At 71.0% G+C, this 15214-nt stretch carries 17 protein-coding genes; 5 read left to right on the top strand and 12 right to left on the bottom strand.

Features of this window, described 5'->3' with window-relative positions; genetic code table 11:
• Positions 1–7: 7 nt before the first annotated feature.
• The 5 genes from ABZW60_RS16425 to ABZW60_RS16445 form a co-directional block, all read right to left on the bottom strand.
• Entirely contained in the window at positions 8–913 is a 906-nt protein-coding gene (locus ABZW60_RS16425; protein ID WP_355477508.1) for an SPFH domain-containing protein, read from the bottom strand.
• Between the two features lie 86 nt (positions 914–999).
• Entirely contained in the window at positions 1000–1701 is a 702-nt protein-coding gene (locus ABZW60_RS16430) for an aminotransferase class IV (protein ID WP_355477510.1), read from the bottom strand.
• Entirely contained in the window at positions 1698–3050 is a 1353-nt protein-coding gene (gene pabB, locus ABZW60_RS16435) for an aminodeoxychorismate synthase component I (RefSeq protein ID WP_355477512.1), read from the bottom strand. The genes ABZW60_RS16430 and pabB overlap by 4 nt, the downstream gene beginning before the upstream one ends.
• A 41-nt stretch (positions 3051–3091) precedes the next feature.
• Positions 3092–3871: a methyltransferase domain-containing protein gene (locus ABZW60_RS16440; RefSeq protein WP_355477514.1), complete on the bottom strand. Its 780-nt coding sequence runs from the start codon at positions 3869–3871 to the stop codon at positions 3092–3094.
• Between the two features lie 82 nt (positions 3872–3953).
• The gene (locus tag ABZW60_RS16445) at positions 3954–4658 is read right to left on the bottom strand and encodes a metal-dependent transcriptional regulator (RefSeq protein WP_355477516.1); all 705 of its coding nucleotides are present in this window, start codon (positions 4656–4658) and stop codon (positions 3954–3956) included.
• A 60-nt stretch (positions 4659–4718) separates the two neighbouring features.
• On the opposite strand from ABZW60_RS16445, the gene ABZW60_RS16450 reads away from it, so the two are divergent.
• The 4 genes from ABZW60_RS16450 to ABZW60_RS16465 all read left to right on the top strand — a co-directional run bounded on the left by ABZW60_RS16450 (position 4719) and on the right by ABZW60_RS16465 (position 8418).
• Entirely contained in the window at positions 4719–6035 is a 1317-nt protein-coding gene (locus tag ABZW60_RS16450; protein WP_355477518.1) for a deoxyribodipyrimidine photo-lyase, read from the top strand.
• A gap of 72 nt (positions 6036–6107) precedes the next feature.
• Entirely contained in the window at positions 6108–6503 is a 396-nt protein-coding gene (locus ABZW60_RS16455) for a GntR family transcriptional regulator (RefSeq protein ID WP_355477520.1), read from the top strand.
• The gene (locus ABZW60_RS16460; protein WP_355477522.1) at positions 6500–7378 is read left to right on the top strand and encodes an ABC transporter ATP-binding protein; all 879 of its coding nucleotides are present in this window, start codon (positions 6500–6502) and stop codon (positions 7376–7378) included. The genes ABZW60_RS16455 and ABZW60_RS16460 overlap by 4 nt, the downstream gene beginning before the upstream one ends.
• Entirely contained in the window at positions 7375–8418 is a 1044-nt protein-coding gene (locus ABZW60_RS16465; protein ID WP_355477524.1) for an ABC transporter permease subunit, read from the top strand. Before ABZW60_RS16460 ends, ABZW60_RS16465 begins: the two co-directional genes overlap by 4 nt.
• Here ABZW60_RS16465 and ABZW60_RS16470 read toward each other — a convergent pair.
• From ABZW60_RS16470 to ABZW60_RS16480, 3 genes are all read right to left on the bottom strand, one after another.
• Entirely contained in the window at positions 8384–9592 is a 1209-nt protein-coding gene (locus tag ABZW60_RS16470) for an APC family permease (RefSeq protein WP_355477526.1), read from the bottom strand. The two genes, ABZW60_RS16465 and ABZW60_RS16470, sit on opposite strands and share 35 nt — an antisense overlap.
• 157 nt (positions 9593–9749) lie before the next feature.
• A complete protein-coding gene (locus ABZW60_RS16475; RefSeq protein ID WP_355477527.1) occupies positions 9750–10274 on the bottom strand; it encodes a hypothetical protein in 525 nt (174 codons plus the stop codon).
• Between the two features lie 75 nt (positions 10275–10349).
• Positions 10350–10907, bottom strand: coding sequence for a hypothetical protein (locus tag ABZW60_RS16480; RefSeq protein ID WP_355477529.1), 558 nt, complete (start codon positions 10905–10907; stop codon positions 10350–10352).
• A 46-nt stretch (positions 10908–10953) separates the two neighbouring features.
• Between ABZW60_RS16480 and ABZW60_RS16485 the strand changes: the two genes are divergently transcribed.
• The gene (locus ABZW60_RS16485; protein ID WP_355477531.1) at positions 10954–11238 is read left to right on the top strand and encodes a hypothetical protein; all 285 of its coding nucleotides are present in this window, start codon (positions 10954–10956) and stop codon (positions 11236–11238) included.
• 128 nt (positions 11239–11366) lie between these two features.
• Here ABZW60_RS16485 and ABZW60_RS16490 read toward each other — a convergent pair whose 3' ends face one another.
• The 4 genes from ABZW60_RS16490 to ABZW60_RS16505 are packed head-to-tail and all read right to left on the bottom strand — an operon-like array spanning position 11367 to position 15203.
• Positions 11367–12203 (bottom strand): class II fructose-bisphosphate aldolase, encoded by an 837-nt coding sequence (locus tag ABZW60_RS16490; protein WP_355477533.1) that lies wholly within the window; start codon positions 12201–12203, stop codon positions 11367–11369.
• An 8-nt stretch (positions 12204–12211) separates the two neighbouring features.
• Positions 12212–13126 carry a hexose kinase gene (locus ABZW60_RS16495; protein ID WP_355477535.1) on the bottom strand — a complete coding sequence of 305 codons (915 nt, stop codon included), beginning with the start codon at positions 13124–13126 and terminating at the stop codon, positions 12212–12214.
• Positions 13114–14244: an N-acetylglucosamine-6-phosphate deacetylase gene (nagA, locus tag ABZW60_RS16500; RefSeq protein ID WP_355477537.1), complete on the bottom strand. Its 1131-nt coding sequence runs from the start codon at positions 14242–14244 to the stop codon at positions 13114–13116. The genes ABZW60_RS16495 and nagA overlap by 13 nt, the downstream gene beginning before the upstream one ends.
• Positions 14241–15203, bottom strand: coding sequence for an ROK family protein (locus ABZW60_RS16505; RefSeq protein ID WP_355477539.1), 963 nt, complete (start codon positions 15201–15203; stop codon positions 14241–14243). The genes nagA and ABZW60_RS16505 overlap by 4 nt, the downstream gene beginning before the upstream one ends.
• Positions 15204–15214: the final 11 nt, after the last annotated feature.

Raw genomic sequence — 15214 nt, forward strand, 5'->3', positions numbered from 1 at the left:
CGCGGGCTCACTGGTACAGCGAGCCGGTATTGACCACCGGCTGCGCGTCGCGATCGCCGCACAGCACCACCATCAGGTTGCTCACCATCGTCGCCTTGCGCTCCTCGTCCAGCTCGACCACCTCGTGCTCCGACAGCCGGTCCAGCGCCAGCTCGACCATGCCGACGGCGCCTTCGACGATCCGCTGCCGGGCCGCGACGACCGCACCGGCCTGCTGGCGGCGCAGCATCGCTTGCGCGATCTCCGGCGCGTACGCCAGATGCGTGATCCGGGACTCGATCACCCGGACGCCGGCCGCCTGCACCCGCGCGGCGATCTCCGCCGACAGCTTCTCGGTGATCTCGTCGGTGCTGTCCCGCAGCGACAGGCCGCCGTCGTCGGTGTGCACGTCGTACGGATAGCTGTTCGCGATGTGCCGCACGGCGGTCTCGGTCTGGATCGCCACGAACTCGACGAAATCGTCCACCTCGAACATCGCCTGCGCGGTGTCCTCGACCTGCCAGACCACGACCGCGGCGATCTCGATCGGGTTGCCGTCGGCATCGTTGACCTTGGCAACGGTCGTCTCGTGGTTGCGGATCCGGGTGGAGACCTCCCGCCGCGAGGAGAGCGGGTTCACCCAGCGCAGGCCGTCGGTCCGGACGGTGCCCGCATACTTCCCGAGGATCTGCAGCACCCGGGCCCGCCCGGGCGACACCGCGGTCAGTCCGCCGGCGGCGATCGCCGCGGCCAGGAGCACCAGGATCCCGAGCGTGATCAGGACGCCGTTCCCGTCCCCGGCGCCGAGCACGACCACCAGCACCCCGGCCACCGTCAGCACGAAGGCGAGGCCGGCCATCGGCCACCCGCTCAGCTCCCGCCCGCTCCGCTCGGCCACCTTCGGCGCCGGCATCTCCACCGCGACATCCACCATCACACGCTCCTCTCGACTACCATCAAGCTAGCAAACTGATATCACATTTACAACAGGCGTCCGCCTGGATACGGCGAGAGGACGGATCAGGGGAGGCGGGCGGCGAGGGATTCGAGGTGCGACTGCCAGAGGGTGGAGTGCGAGTTGGGCAGCGGGTCGATGGCCGACGGGCCCCAAGCGTGGATCGGACGGATGCCGTGCAGCGCGTTGACGAGCCAGGCCTCCGTGGTGCTCCGCAGGTCCTGCGGGGTGATCGCGCGCTCGGTGACCTCGACGCCCTGGGCCGCGGCGATCCGGCGCAGCAGGTGGGCGGTGACCGACGGGAGCAACGGCCGATCGGACTCCGGGAAGCACAACGTGTCGTCGTCCTCCCACCAGGCGACGGCGGAGTACGCGGCCTCGAGCACCGTTCCGTCGGAATCCAGCAGCAGGATCTCGTCGGCGCGGTCGGCGGCCGACTCCTTCAGCTTGCCGAGCAGTTCGAGATCGGGCCCCTTCACCCGCGGCGCGGTCCGCGGATCCGGGCCTTCGTGGACGGCGACCCGCACCCGGCCGCCGATCGGCGGCGCCGGGCGGAGCTGCACCGCGAGCTCACCCGAGGCGCGCAGCTCGAACCGCGGGAACCAGCGCCCGAACCCGGGCAGGCGCCCGATCTGCTCGTCCCAGAACCGCTCCGCGGCCACCCCCGCCGCGGCACACGACCGGACGAACCGCTCCCGGTGCAGCTCGACCCCGCGAACCTTGCCATTGGCAACCAGGAACGAGTCCGCCACCTGTAGTTCCGTCATTCTCCCCCACCTTGTCCGCCGACGGCAGCCCGTGCCTTCAGCACCATTTCCTCGTACTCCGCGACCGCGTCGGAGTCGAGCACGATCGCACCGCCCGCCCCGACCACGGTCCCGTCCGGCGTCAGCACCGCCGTCCGGATCACCACGCTGAGATCCGCCCGCCCGTCCACGGTCAGGTAGCCGAGCGCGCCCGAGTACACCCCGCGCGCACTCGACTCGAGCTCGTCGATGATCCGCATCGTCCGGATCTTCGGCGCACCGGTCATCGATCCCGGCGGGAAACACGCCCGGACGGCGTCGACCGCGGTCACGTCGTCGCGCAGCCGCCCGCGGACCGTCGTGACCAGCTGGTGCACGGTCCGGTAGCTCTCGACCTGCATCAGCTGCGGAACGGTCACGGTCCCCGGCACGCTGACCCGGCCGAGGTCGTTGCGGATCAGGTCGACGATCATCAGGTTCTCGGCGCGGGTCTTGTCGTCCTCGGCCAGGGCCTTCGCCGCGAGCTGGTCCTGTGCCGGGTCCAGATCCCGCGGCGCGGTCCCCTTGATCGGCCGGCACTCGGCCCACCCGTCCGCGTCCACGGTCAGGAACCGTTCCGGCGACGAGCTGGCCACCGCCAGATCGCCGTACCGGAGGAAGGCAGCGTACGGCGCCGGGTTCGCGGACCGTTGCCAGCGGAAGAACTCGAACGGGTCCGGCACGGCCGGCAGGCGGACCCGGTTCGTCAGGTTGACCTCGTACGTCTCGCCGGCCTCGAGCTCGGCCAGCACACGGGCGATACCGGCCAGGTACGTCGTCCGGTCCTGCTCCAGGTGTGCCTCGAGGTCCATCCGGCTGATCGCGGGGACGTCGACGCTGCCCATCCACCAGTCCGACGCGGCCTCCTCGGCGCGGTCCAGCCAGTCCTCGCCGCCGTCGAGCGCCACCAGGAAGGTGACGTCGCGGTCGTGGTCGATGACGACGAACCGGTTCGCCCAGATCCACAGCGCGTCCGGGGTCGGGGCCTCGTGCGCCGCCACGCCCCCGGTCAGCGCCTTCAGCTCGTACCCGAAGTACCCGACGTATCCGCCGCAGAACAGCCCGGCCAGCTCCGCCGGGGGCTCGACCGCCCGGGCGGAAAGCAGGTCGTTCAGCTCGGCGAAGACGTCACCGTCGGTCGCATCGCGCGTGATGACCTCCGCGGTGGCGCCGAGCGTCGTACCGAGCACGGACACGCGCCGGGGCGCGCGGTCGGTCAGGCTGCCGTCGAGCCAGAACGCGACCGGCTCGGCGGCCAGCAGCTCGCGATAGACCGTCTCACCGTCGAGGGCCCGGTCGAGCGTCCGGACGGACCAGCGCAGCGCACTCACTTGTACACGGTACCGAGGCTGTGCTCATTTCCTGGCAGCCGTCACGAGGTGGCGAGCGCCACCTTGGTGCGCATCGCGGTGATCCGGCGGATCGGGATCGCGACCTCGAGGCCGTCCTTGGACTCGGCACGGTCGGCCAGCCAGGCCGCGGCGGTGTCCCGGCGGGCGTCCGGCGTCCCCGGCAGGTACAGGGCGTTGACCAGGCGGGTGGCGTCGTCGCGGCTGTGGATCATGTACACGTACCGCTCGCGCTGGCTCTCCATCACGTCGAACCCGGCGTGCTTCAGCTGGTCCTTCAGCTCGGTGATCTCGCCACCGGCCGGGAACTGCGGCGTCGAACGCAGGCGCGTGGTCAGACCGCTCAGCGTGCGGATGTCGCCGCGCCGCAGCGGCCGGACGGCGGGCACGATCGCGGCCAGCACGCCGCCGCGGCGCAGCACCCGCGCCGCCTCGGCGAGCACGTCCGGCAGCGGCTGCAGCACCATCAGGCCCATCGAACAGGTGACGACGTCGAAGACCTCGTTCGCGAACGGCAGGTGCAGCGCGTCCGCCCGCACCTTCGGACCGGGTGCGCCCTCCAGCTGGGCGGCGTTGTTGTCGACGCCGACCACCCACCGCCCGTACAGCTCGCGGGCCACCGGGCCGTTGCCGCAGGCCAGGTCGAGCACCCGGCGCGCCTCGCCGGAGACGGCGCGGACGAGCCAGCGGTACGGCGTGTGGTCGCCGGCCACCGCACGCGACAGCAACGCCTCGGTGCTGCCCGGGGTGGCGGTATGGAACTCCCGCAGATACTGCGGCCAGTCGACAGGATTCTCAGACATCGCGGCCCGACGCTACCCGCAGTACACCCGACGTACCGCATCGGGTGCACTGCGTTAACGCAGAGTTGACCAGGTGGAACTGTCAGACGCGGCTGACGAAGATGTGGCCCGCGGTCTCGTCGCTGATCACGCCGCCGGCCTCACGGCTGCCGACCAGCACGCCCTCGGCGTCCAGCGTGGAGTCGACCTCACGGCCCGGCAGGGCGCCGGCCTTGCGCAGCACCGCCATCGCGCCGTCGTCGGTCTGCACCGGCTCGGCGATCCGCCGCACCAGCACCCGCACGCTGTCACCCGTCGCGGCGTCGAGGACCTGGTCGAGCGGCTCGACACCGATCCGGAACTCCCCGATGTCGCTGACCTGGTGGTCCTTCTGCAGCTCCTCCAGGCCGGGGATCGGGTTCCCGTACGGCGATTCGGTCGGGTTGCCGAGCAGCTGCAGCAGCCGCAGCTCGACCGCGTCGCTCATCACGTGCTCCCAGCGACACGCCTCGGCGTGCACGTCCTCCCACTCGAGCCCGATCACGTCGACCAGCAGCCGCTCGGCCAGGCGGTGCTTGCGCATCACCCGGACCGCCTGCTTGCGGCCGACGTCGGTGAGCTCCAGGTGGCGGTCGCCCTCCACCTTGATCAGACCGTCGCGTTCCATCCGCGCGACCGTCTGACTGACCGTCGGGCCGGACTGGTGCAACCGCTCGGCGATCCGTGCCCGCAGCGGCACGATGCCTTCTTCTTCCAGTTCGTAGACGGTCCGCAGGTACATCTCGGTGGTATCGATCAGGTCGCTCACGACAACCATTCTCACCTATTGAGGCAAGCCTTACCCAATTCGGCTGGGTACCGGTGCAGGATGAGCACGATGACATCGGTGATGTGGTTCCGGCGAGACCTCCGGCTGACGGACAACCCCGCGCTCCTGGACGCGGTGACCGCCGGCGACGGGCACGTGCTCGGCGTCTTCGTCCTGGATCCGTTGCTCTGGGAGCGATCCGGTGACCCGCGTCGCGAGCACCTGGCGGCCTCGCTGCGCAGCCTGTCGAAGGCGATGGGCGGGCGGCTCGTGGTCCGCAAGGGCGATCCGGCAACCGTCATCCCAGCGGTGGCGCAGGAGGTCGAGGCGGCCAGCGTGCACATCGCGGCCGACTACGCGCCGTACGGACAGCAACGCGACGAAGAAGTTGAAGCCTCATTGAACTGTCCGCTGGTGCGCACCGGGTCGCCGTACGCGATCGCGCCCGGACGGGTGCTGAACCAGCAAGGCCGGTCGTACATGGTGTTCACGCCGTACTTCAAGGCCTGGCTGGAGCACGGGTGGCGCAAACCCGTCGAGGCACCGGCGAACGTGACCTGGGTGCGAGCGGACGGCGAGGACCTGCCGGACGGCGACGCGGACGGTGCCGGCGAGCAGGCGGCGCTGGGGCACTGGCAGGACTACCTGGACAGCGTCGCGGAATACGACGACCAGCGCGACCGGCCCGACCTCGACAGCACCTCGCGAATGTCGATCCCGTTGAAGTACGGCGAGATCCACCCGCGGACGATGCTCGCGGACCTGTCCCACCGGCGCAGCGACGGCGCGAACGCGTACGCCCGCGAGCTGGCCTGGCGCGAGTTCTGCGCGGACCTGCTCGCCCGCAACCCGCACGCCGCGTGGAAGCCGCTGCGGTCCGAGTTCGACAAGATGCAGTACGACGAACCGGACGAACTGTTCGACGCGTGGCGCGAAGGCCGCACCGGCTTCCCGTTCGTGGACGCGGGAATGCGGCAGCTCGCCGGGAGCGGGTTCATGCACAACCGGGTGCGGATGGTCGTCGCGTCGTTCCTGGTGAAGGACCTGCACGTCCACTGGAAGCACGGCGCCCGCTGGTTCATGCAATCGCTGCGGGACGGCGACCTGGCGTCCAACTCGCTGAACTGGCAGTGGGTGGCCGGCTGCGGCGCGGACGCCGCGCCGTACTTCCGGATCTTCAACCCGATCACGCAGGGGCTGAAGTTCGACCCGCAGGGCGAGTACGTCCGGCGTTGGGTGCCGGAGTTGCGCGACCTCGCGGGCAAGGCCGCGCACGAGCCGTGGAAGCACGGCGGCGTGGACGGGTACCCGGCTCCGGTCGTCGACCACGGCGAGGCCCGCCGCGAGTCGCTGCGCCGGTACGACGCGATTCGCTGAGCAGCCGATGTCTTGACGACTGGTCGATCTCTACCCCTATAGTGCTAGTTACCTAGATGAATGGGGTAATGAATGATCGAGTTCCATCTGGACGGCCGGTCCGGGGTCTCGCCGTACCAGCAGATCGTTCAGCAGGTCCGGAACGCCTTGCGGCTCGGACTGCTGCGGGAGGGTGACCAGCTGCCGACCGTGAAGGACGTGGTGGCGGCGCTGGCGATCAACCCGAACACCGTGCTCAAGGCATACCGCGAGCTCGAGCACGAAGGCCTGGTCCAGGCCCGGCCCGGGCGCGGCACGTTCGTCACCCGCACCCTCACCGACAACACCCTCGCCGCCCACGGGCCGCTTCGCCAGGACCTCCGCCGCTGGCTCACCAAGGCCCGCAAAGCAGGCCTCGACGACGAGAGCATCGAGGCGTTGTTCCTCACCACCTTTCGGTCCGCCTCTCAGGAGGAGCACATAGCATGACGAGCGTTCTGCAGACCCACGCGCTGGGGAAGAAGTACGGGCGGCGGTGGGCGCTGACCGATTGTGAGCTGGAGGTGCCGGCCGGGCATGTTGTCGGGCTGGTCGGGCCCAACGGGGCCGGTAAGAGCACTCTGCTGAACCTGGCGGTCGGGATGCTGACCCCCAGCGCGGGGTCCGTGGAGGTGCTGGGGGCGGCCGCGGGGACGCACCAGGCGAAGGTCGGGTACGTCGCGCAGGACACGCCGACGTACAGCCGGCTGAGTGTCGCGGACCATCTGCGGCTCGGCGCGCGGCTCAACCCGGCGTGGGACGAATCCCTTGCACAGCAACGGATCCAGCACCTCAGGTTCGACCCGAAGCAGCGGGCGGGACGGCTGTCCGGTGGCCAGCGCGCGCAGCTCGCGCTGACGCTCGGCCTGGCCAAGCGGCCCGAGCTGCTGATCCTCGACGAGCCGGTGGCCGCGCTCGACCCGCTGGCCCGGCGCGAGTTCCTCCAGAACCTGATGGAGGCGGTCGCCGAGCAGGAGCTGAGCGTCCTGCTGTCCTCGCATCTCGTCTCCGACGTGGAGCGGGCCTGCGACTACCTGGTCGTCCTGGTGGAGTCCCGCGTCCAGGTCAGCGGCGAGATCGACACCCTACTGGCGACGCACTTCCGGCTGACCGGGCCGCGGCGCGACCAGAAGGACCTGCCGCGCGACCAGCACGTCGTGACCGCGAGCCACACCGACCGGCAGTCGACGTACCTGATCCGGACCGACAAGCCGATCCTGGATCCGGCCTGGACGGTCACCCGACTCACGCTCGAGGACCTGGTGCTGGCCTACATGGGTCGCGACGTCCAGCCCGAGCGCCCGGTGCTGGAGGTGCAGCGATGATCTGGCTGACCTGGCGACAGTTCCGCGTCCAGTTCCTGGTGGTCGCCGCGGTGATCCTGGCGGCCGCGATCTTCCTGGCCGTGACCGGCCCGAACCTGCTCGACGACTACCACCGGCTCACCACCAACTTCATCCAGAGCCTCGGGTACGAACGGCTCAACCCGGTGCTGTACCGGATCGGGCAGCTGCTGCTGTACGCCGTACCTCCGGTGATCGGCGCGTTCTGGGGAGCGCCGCTGATCGCGCGTGAACTGGAGACCGGCACGCACCGGCTCGTCTGGAGCCAGAGCATCTCGCGCTGGCGGTGGCTGGCCACCAAGCTCGGCGTGACCGGCCTGGCCGCGATGGGGATCACGGGGCTGCTCAGCCTCGCGGTGACCTGGTGGTCCGACCCGATCGACGACGCGATCAACGCCGGCCAGGACTCCAACACCTACCTGCCGCGGCTCTTCCCGCCGGTCTTCGCCGCCCGCGGCCTGGTACCGATCGGGTACACCGCGTTCGCATTCGCGCTCGGCGTCGCGGTCGGGCTCGTCGTACGGCGGACGTTGGTCGCGCTCGCGATCACGCTGGCCGCGGTGATCCTCGTGCAGGCCCTCACGCCGACGTTCGTCCGGTCGCATCTGCTCGCGCCGACGGACCAGTACATCGTCGCGTCCGCGGAGAACATCCGGGGCTTCGGGCTCAGCGGGGACGGACCGAATCCGCAGGTCACGATGATGGAGGTCGCCACCGGATCGGTCGGGGCGTGGAAGCTGTCCGACGAGACCGTGGACACGTCGGGCGAGGTGGCGAAGCTTCCGTCGTGGGTGACCGCGTGTGCGCCGGCACCGCCCGGGATGACACAGCAGCCGACGAGCACCGCCGATCGCAATGCGTGTTTCCAGCGGCTCTCGGACGAGGGGTACCGGCAGCACGTGCGGTACTACACGGCGGATACCTTCTGGGATCTGCAGTGGCGCGAGTTCGGGTTGTTCCTGGGGCTGGCGTTGCTGCTGTGCGGGTTCAGCTTCTGGCGGATCCGGCGCGACCTGTCGTGAACCGCCGTACCAGCAGGGCCGCGGCGAGGAAGGCCGCGGCGACGACCGCCGACATCCACGGCAGCGTGACCGCCAGGACGACGCAGCCGATCAGGCCGATCACGTTGACGGCGCGCGGCCAGCGGCGCTGCTCGGCGGGCTGGGTGAAGGCGGAGGCGTTCGCGATCGCGTAGTACAGCAGGACGCCGAAGGAGGAGAAGCCGATCACTCCCCGGAGATCGGTGGTGAGCACCAGGATCCCGACCACCACGGCGAGTGCGAGCTCGGCGTGGTGCGGGACCTGGTAGCGAGGATGGACGGCGGCCAGCCAGGACGGCAGGTCGCGATTGCGGGCCATCGCGAGCGCGGTGCGGCCGATGCCGGCGATCAGGGCGAGCAGGGCGCCGAGACTGGCGAGCGCGGCACCGATCCGGACGACCGGTACCGCCCAGACCGCACCGGCCCCGTCGACCGCGGCTGCGAGGGGCGCCGCGGTCGACGCGGGGTCACTCGACCGGAGCAGGGCGATCGCGACCGCCAGATAGATGCCGATGGCAATGATGAGGGCGATCGTGATCGCCCGCGGGATGGTTCGCGCCGGCTCGCGGACCTCCTCGCCCATGGTCGCGATCCGCGCGTAGCCGGCGAACGCGAAGAACAGCAGACCCGCCGACTGCAGGACGCCGTACGGCGTGGCGTCGGTCGTCGTCGCGTGGTGCTGCGGAGTGCTGCTGAACAGGACGATCAGCACGAGGGTGAGGACGAGGAGGGTGCAGGTGACGAGGATCCGGGTGAGGCGCGCGGTCCTGGTCACGCCGCGGTAGTTGACCGCCGCCAGGGCGAGGACTGCCGCCAAGGCGATCAGTCGTCGCAACCAGCTGATGTCGGTGACGTAGGTCGCGAACGTCAGCGCCATCGCGGCACACGAGGCGGTCTTCCCGATCACGAAGCACCAGCCGGCCGCGAAGCCCCACCACTCCCCCAGCCGCTCACGGCCGTACACATACGTCCCACCCGACACCGGGTAGACGGCAGCCAGTTGCGCCGACGAGCTGGCATTGCAGTAGGCAACCACCGCAGCAATCACCAGCCCGACCAACAGCCAGGAGCCGGCCGCCCGAGCCGCCGGCCCCCAAACCACAAACACCCCGGCCCCCACCATCGACCCGACCCCGATGACCACGGCATCGCCCACCCCCAGTCGCCGTGCCAACCCAGCCCCGCCACCGCCGGAGGCCGGGCTGGTGGGACTGGAGGCGGGGCTGGAGGGGCCGGTCGCCTCGCGACCGTCGGAGGTGGTGGGGGTGGCGTGGCCGGTTGGTTCGGTGGGGTGCGGCTCGGGTGGAGGCACTTCAGCTGCCTGCCGCCAGGGCCGCCGCGATCTTGGCTTCGGCATCGGCGACCGCCTCCTTGGGGGCTTCGGGCATCAGGTCTGCCCACAGCGGGAGCATTTCACGGCGGGCCTCGAGCATGCCGAGCGGGCGCGGGAAGAACCAGACGTGGAAGTGCGCCGAGCCGTCGCCCCAGCGGTAGACGTGGACCCGGGCGATGTCACCCAGGCCGAGGATCGCGCGCTCGATGCGGGCGACGACCGGGCCGTAGCTCGCCGCGACCTCGTCCGGCAGGTCGGCGAACGAGTCGTGGTGGCCGCGGCTGGCCAGCCACACCACTCCGGGGATGGTGACTCCGGTCGCGCGGCACAGCGCCCAGTTGTCGTCGTACCAGATCGGCGGCTCGTGGTCGGAGTGCTCGAAGTCGGCGAGCCAGTCGCACAGGCCGCAGTCCGGTCCGCCGGGTTCACCGACGCGGGGCGGTTCAGGGATCACCCGCGGCTGCGGCTCGAGGCGGACCAGCGGTTCGGCGTACGGAAGAGTCATGGCGGCCTCCTACGGGAGCAGTTGACGATGCCGCCAGTGAAACATGCCTGTTGCAGGAAATGCAACAGGCATGTTTCATGCCTCGATGACTCCGCGGAGCACGAGATCGAGTGTCAGGCGCCGGGCCCGGGACCGCGACCAGTGGTGCCGGCCGCGCATGTGCACGTAGGTGAAGGCCGCCGACACCATCAGCACCTCGGCGACGTCGCTGACCCGCCCGTGCGGGTGCAGCGTGCCGTCGATCTCGCCCTCGCGCAGGAACCGCTCGAACGGATCGAGGAACGAGACCGGCCCGTTGCGTGCCTGCTCCTGATGGAAGACCAGGTCCGACGACAACATCAGCGGCAGATGCCGGTCGATCACGTCGAACAACGCCTCCAGCGTCCGCACCAAGCCCTCGCGCCCGGTCCCGGACGCGGCCAGCACCGGCCACATCGTGTCCCGGTAGTCGTCGGCCAGCGCGTCGAGCAGCGAGTCCAGCAGGGTGTCGACGGTGAGTCCCTGGCGCCACAGCGTGACCCGCGACCGCCCGACCTTCTCCGCGACGCGCTCCAGGGTCACGCCGGTCCAGCCGTGCTCGGCCAGTACGGCGATGGTCGCCGTCCGGAGCGTCTCGTCCACCGGCACCGTCATCCGCGGCCCCTCACACTCTTGTGCAACACGGTCGTTGCATTGCACCATGACTGTACCAACCGGCGAGGAGGACAGCGTGGACACCAGGACCGAGATCCGGGTGCGGTTCACCGAGCAGGAGCGGACCGGGCTCACCGCTCTGGCGGCCGGCCTGCGCGGCGTGGCCGAGGCAGAGCTCACCGAGGAGGACGCGCTGGTCGCGGCGCTCGAGCTCGCGCTCACCCGCCTGATCGAGGACTTCGAGGTCCCCGACCCGGCCGCCCGCGCAGAGGTCCAGCGCGCCCGCGACGACCTCCGAGCCCACTGGACCCGCGGCAGCGCGACCCTCTAGCGCCGCCCAACACGCCTCTAGCCCCGCCCAACACGAGGGGATATCCGCTCCAGTTGGGGGTTCTCCCCTGGCACACCAGCCGAGAACCCTCACCACGAAGGGATATCCCCTCGTGGTGGGGGCGGGGGTCAGACCGCTTTCAGCACTGCAAGGAGGCGGGCGACCTCGGTGGCTACCGCGTCGCGGGCGGGGCCGAGGTATTTGCGGGTGTCGACGAGCTTGGGGTTGTCGGCGAGGATCTCGCGGACGACGCCGGTGAAGACGTTGTTGAGGTGGGTGGCGATGTTGACCTTGGTCATCCCGGCCTCGACCGCCCGGGTGAGATCGGCGTCGGCCACGCCCGACGAACCGTGCAGCACCAGCGGCACCGCCACGGCGTCCTTCAACTGACCGATCAGGTCGAAGTCCAGGGTCGCGGTGCGCTCGGTCATGGCGTGGGACGAGCCGACGGCGACCGCGAGCGCGTCCACACCGGTGGCCTCGGCGAACGCGACAGCCTCGTCGGGACGGGTGCGGGCGCCGGGCGCGTGCACGCCGTCCTTCCCGCCGACCTCACCGATCTCGGCCTCGACGAACACCCCGTGGTCGTGGCAGAAGGCGGTGACCTCGCTGGTCGCGGCGACGTTGTCGGCGTACTCGAGCTTGGACGCGTCGTACATCACCGACGTGAAGCCGAGCGACACGGCCTCGGTGACCAGGTCCCGGTCCATCGCGTGGTCCAGGTGGACGACGACCGGTACCGAGGACGCCGCGGCCGCGGCCAGCGTCGCCACGCCGATCGGCTTCAGCGCGCCGTGGTACTTCACCGCGTTCTCGCTGATCTGCAAGATCACCGGCGCGCCGACCTGCTCGGCCCCCGCGATCAGCGCGGTCGCGTGCTCCAGCTGGATCACGTTGAACGCGCCGACCCCACGACCGGCCTTGGCGGCGGCCAGCACGACCTCGGCACCGGATACCAACGGCATGAGTTCTCCTAGTTCACAGTCACTTGAGGCTGCCAACGCCGGTAGGCGGCGAGATCGATGTCTCCGGCAACGGGCGTCAGAACGGCGGCGGCGGACGCGGCCACGGCGGATTTGAGGACGACGGACCAGTCCGGCTCGGGCGACTCCGCGACCGCCGCGGCGACGACCGCCGTACACGCGTCGCCGGCGCCGGTCGGGTTGCCGCGGACGGTCTCGACCGGCAACGCCCGCCAGATCCCCTTGTTGCTGGCAGCAACCATTCCGCGGGGTCCGTCGGTGATCACGGCCGCGGTCGCACCGAGCGCGACCAGCTCCGACGCGCCCTCCTCGACCTCGACGTCGCCGACGGCGGCGCGCAGTTCGGCGGCGTTCGCGCGGACGACCGCGCCGGCCCGGGCGGCGGCGGTCAGCGCGTCACCGCCCGCGTCGATCACGGTCAGTACGTCGTGATGCCGGGCGCGCACCGCGATCTCGGCGTACGCGTCGGCCGGCAGTCCCGGCGGCAGGCTTCCCGAGCAGGCGAGCACGCCCAGCCGGCCCCACGGCATCCGGTCGCCGAACGCGCGCCACTCGTCCGCGGTCACCGACGGCCCGGACTCGTTGAAGATCGTCGCGTCCCCGTCGGCGTCGTTGACGATGGCAACGGTACGGCGGGTCTCGCCGGAGATCGGGGTGAGCAGCGCGGTCAGCCCGGCGTCGAACAGCTCCTCGGCGACCAGCTCACCGGTGACACCGCCGACGAATCCGAGCACCAGCACCTGGTGGCCGAGCGTCGCCGCCACCCGGGCGACGTTGACGCCCTTGCCGCCCGCGCGCCGCCGGATCCGGTCCACCCGGTGGCTGCCGCCGACCCGCAGCTCGTCGACCTCGTAGGTGACGTCCAGCGCGAGGTTGAGGGTGACGGTGCCGATCAGTCCAGCCACGACCCGGCCCGCATCACCTTCTGGACGGCGTACTCGTCGTCGAGCAGCACCAGGTCCGCGCGCTTCCCGGTCTCGATCGAGCCCACGTCGTACCAGCCGAACGTCTGCGCCGGCGTCGTCGACGCCATCCGCGACGCGTCCACCAGCGAGACCCCGGCCTTGACCGCGTTCCGGAACGCGACGTCCATGGTCAGCGTGCTGCCGGCGATCGAGTGGCTGCCGTGCGCGAGTGTCGCGAGGCCGTCCTTGACGTCGACCTCGAGGCTGCCGATGTGGTAGCGGCCGTTCGGCATGCCGGTCGCCATCATCGCGTCGGTGATCAGCGCGATCCGGTTGACGCCGGCCGCGGCGAGCGCGACCCGGACGACCTGCGGATCGAGGTGCATGCCGTCGTTGATCACCTCGAGCAGCAGCCGCTCGTCGTTCAGCGCGGCACCGACCGGGCCGGGGTCGCGGTGGTGGAACGGCCGCATCCCGTTGAACAGGTGGGTGGCGACGGTCGCGCCGGCGTCGGCGCCTGCCACCATCTGCTCGTACGTCGCGTCCGTGTGCCCGAGCGCGGCGACCGCGCCCGCGTCGACGACCTGGCGGATCGCGTCCAGGCCGTTGTCCAGCTCCGGCGCGATCGTCACCATCTTCACCGCGTCGCTCAGCACCTTCGCGACGTCGTCCTTGAGCGGCGGCCGCAGCAGTGTCGGCTCGTGCGCACCGCAGCGCGCCTCCGACAGGAACGGTCCTTCGAGGTGGACGCCCGCGATCACGCCGTCGGCGATCAGCTCCGCCAGGCACGCGGTCTGCGCGACCAGTTCGTCGAGCGGCGCCGTCACCAGGCTGGCCAGCGTGGTGGTCGTCCCGTGCTTGGCGTGGAAGGCCGCGACCTTGGCCGCCTCCTCCGGATCGGTGGTCGAGTACGTCGACCCGCCACCGCCGTGCGTGTGGATGTCGACGAACCCCGGGACGACGCTCACGTTGCCCAGGTCCTCGGGCCGCTTGCCGTCGGCCGGCATCCCCTCGGACCGGCGCCCGAACGCGCGGATGTCCTCGCCGTCCACCTGGATCCAGGCGTTCTCCAGGACGTCGTCCGGCGTCACCACGCGACCCACGCGGTACGTCGTCATGCCGTCGCCTCCTCGTCGGCGCGGTCCCACGCCATCAGTGCGGCACCGAGCATGCCGGCTTCCTCGCCCAGCACCGCCGCCACGATCTCGGGCTCGCGCTGGAACGTCAGGCGGGCGTGCACGCCTTCGCGCAGCGGCTGCAGCAGTGTCTCGCCGGCGCCCACCAGACCGCCGCCGATCGCGATCCGGGTCGGGGCGACCAGGGTCGTGTAGAGCACCAGCGCGTCGACCAGGGCGGTGATGGCGTCGCGCCAGACCTGGGCGGCGTCCGGGTCGCCGGCCGCGAGCAGCTCCATCACTTCGCGGGCGCCGTCCACGGTCCGGCCGGTGCGGGCGGCGTACCGCCGGGCCAGCGCCGCCGCGGACGCGACCGTCTCGAGGCAGCCCCACTGACCACAGGCGCACAGCTCGGCGGCGTCGCCGTGGATGAACTTCGAGTGGCCGAGCTCGCCGGCGTACCCGTCGCCGCTGACCAGTGAGCCGTCGACGATCATCGCGGCCGCGATCCCGGTGCCGAGCGGCAGGAACATCGAGTTCGTGGTGCCGGCCAGCGCGCCCTGGCGCAACTCGGCGTACCCGCCGGCGCGGACGTCGTGGGCCAGCACGACCGGTACGTCGTCGCCGCCGGTGGACCGGACCGCCGCCTTCAGCTCCGCGAGCACCGGCGTACCGACCCATTCCAGGTTCTCGGCGCCGACGGTGCCGTGCTCGGCGTCGATGACCCCGGGCACGACGACGCCGATGGCGCGCACGCGATGCCCCTCCGCGTTCGCCTTCTGGCTGAGCTCGACCACGGTCTCCAGCAGCGCGTCGAGCACGGCGCGGCCGCCGTCACGTACGTCGGCCCGGGGCGTGGGCCTGGTCTCGCGGTGCAGCACGGCACCGTCCGCGGCGACCAGGCCGCACTTCATCCGGGTTCCACCGAGGTCGACGGCAACCACGACTTCACAGGGGTCCACGGAGCGCCATT

This window comes from Kribbella sp. NPDC003557 (assembly GCF_040610805.1).
Classification (GTDB): domain Bacteria; phylum Actinomycetota; class Actinomycetes; order Propionibacteriales; family Kribbellaceae; genus Kribbella.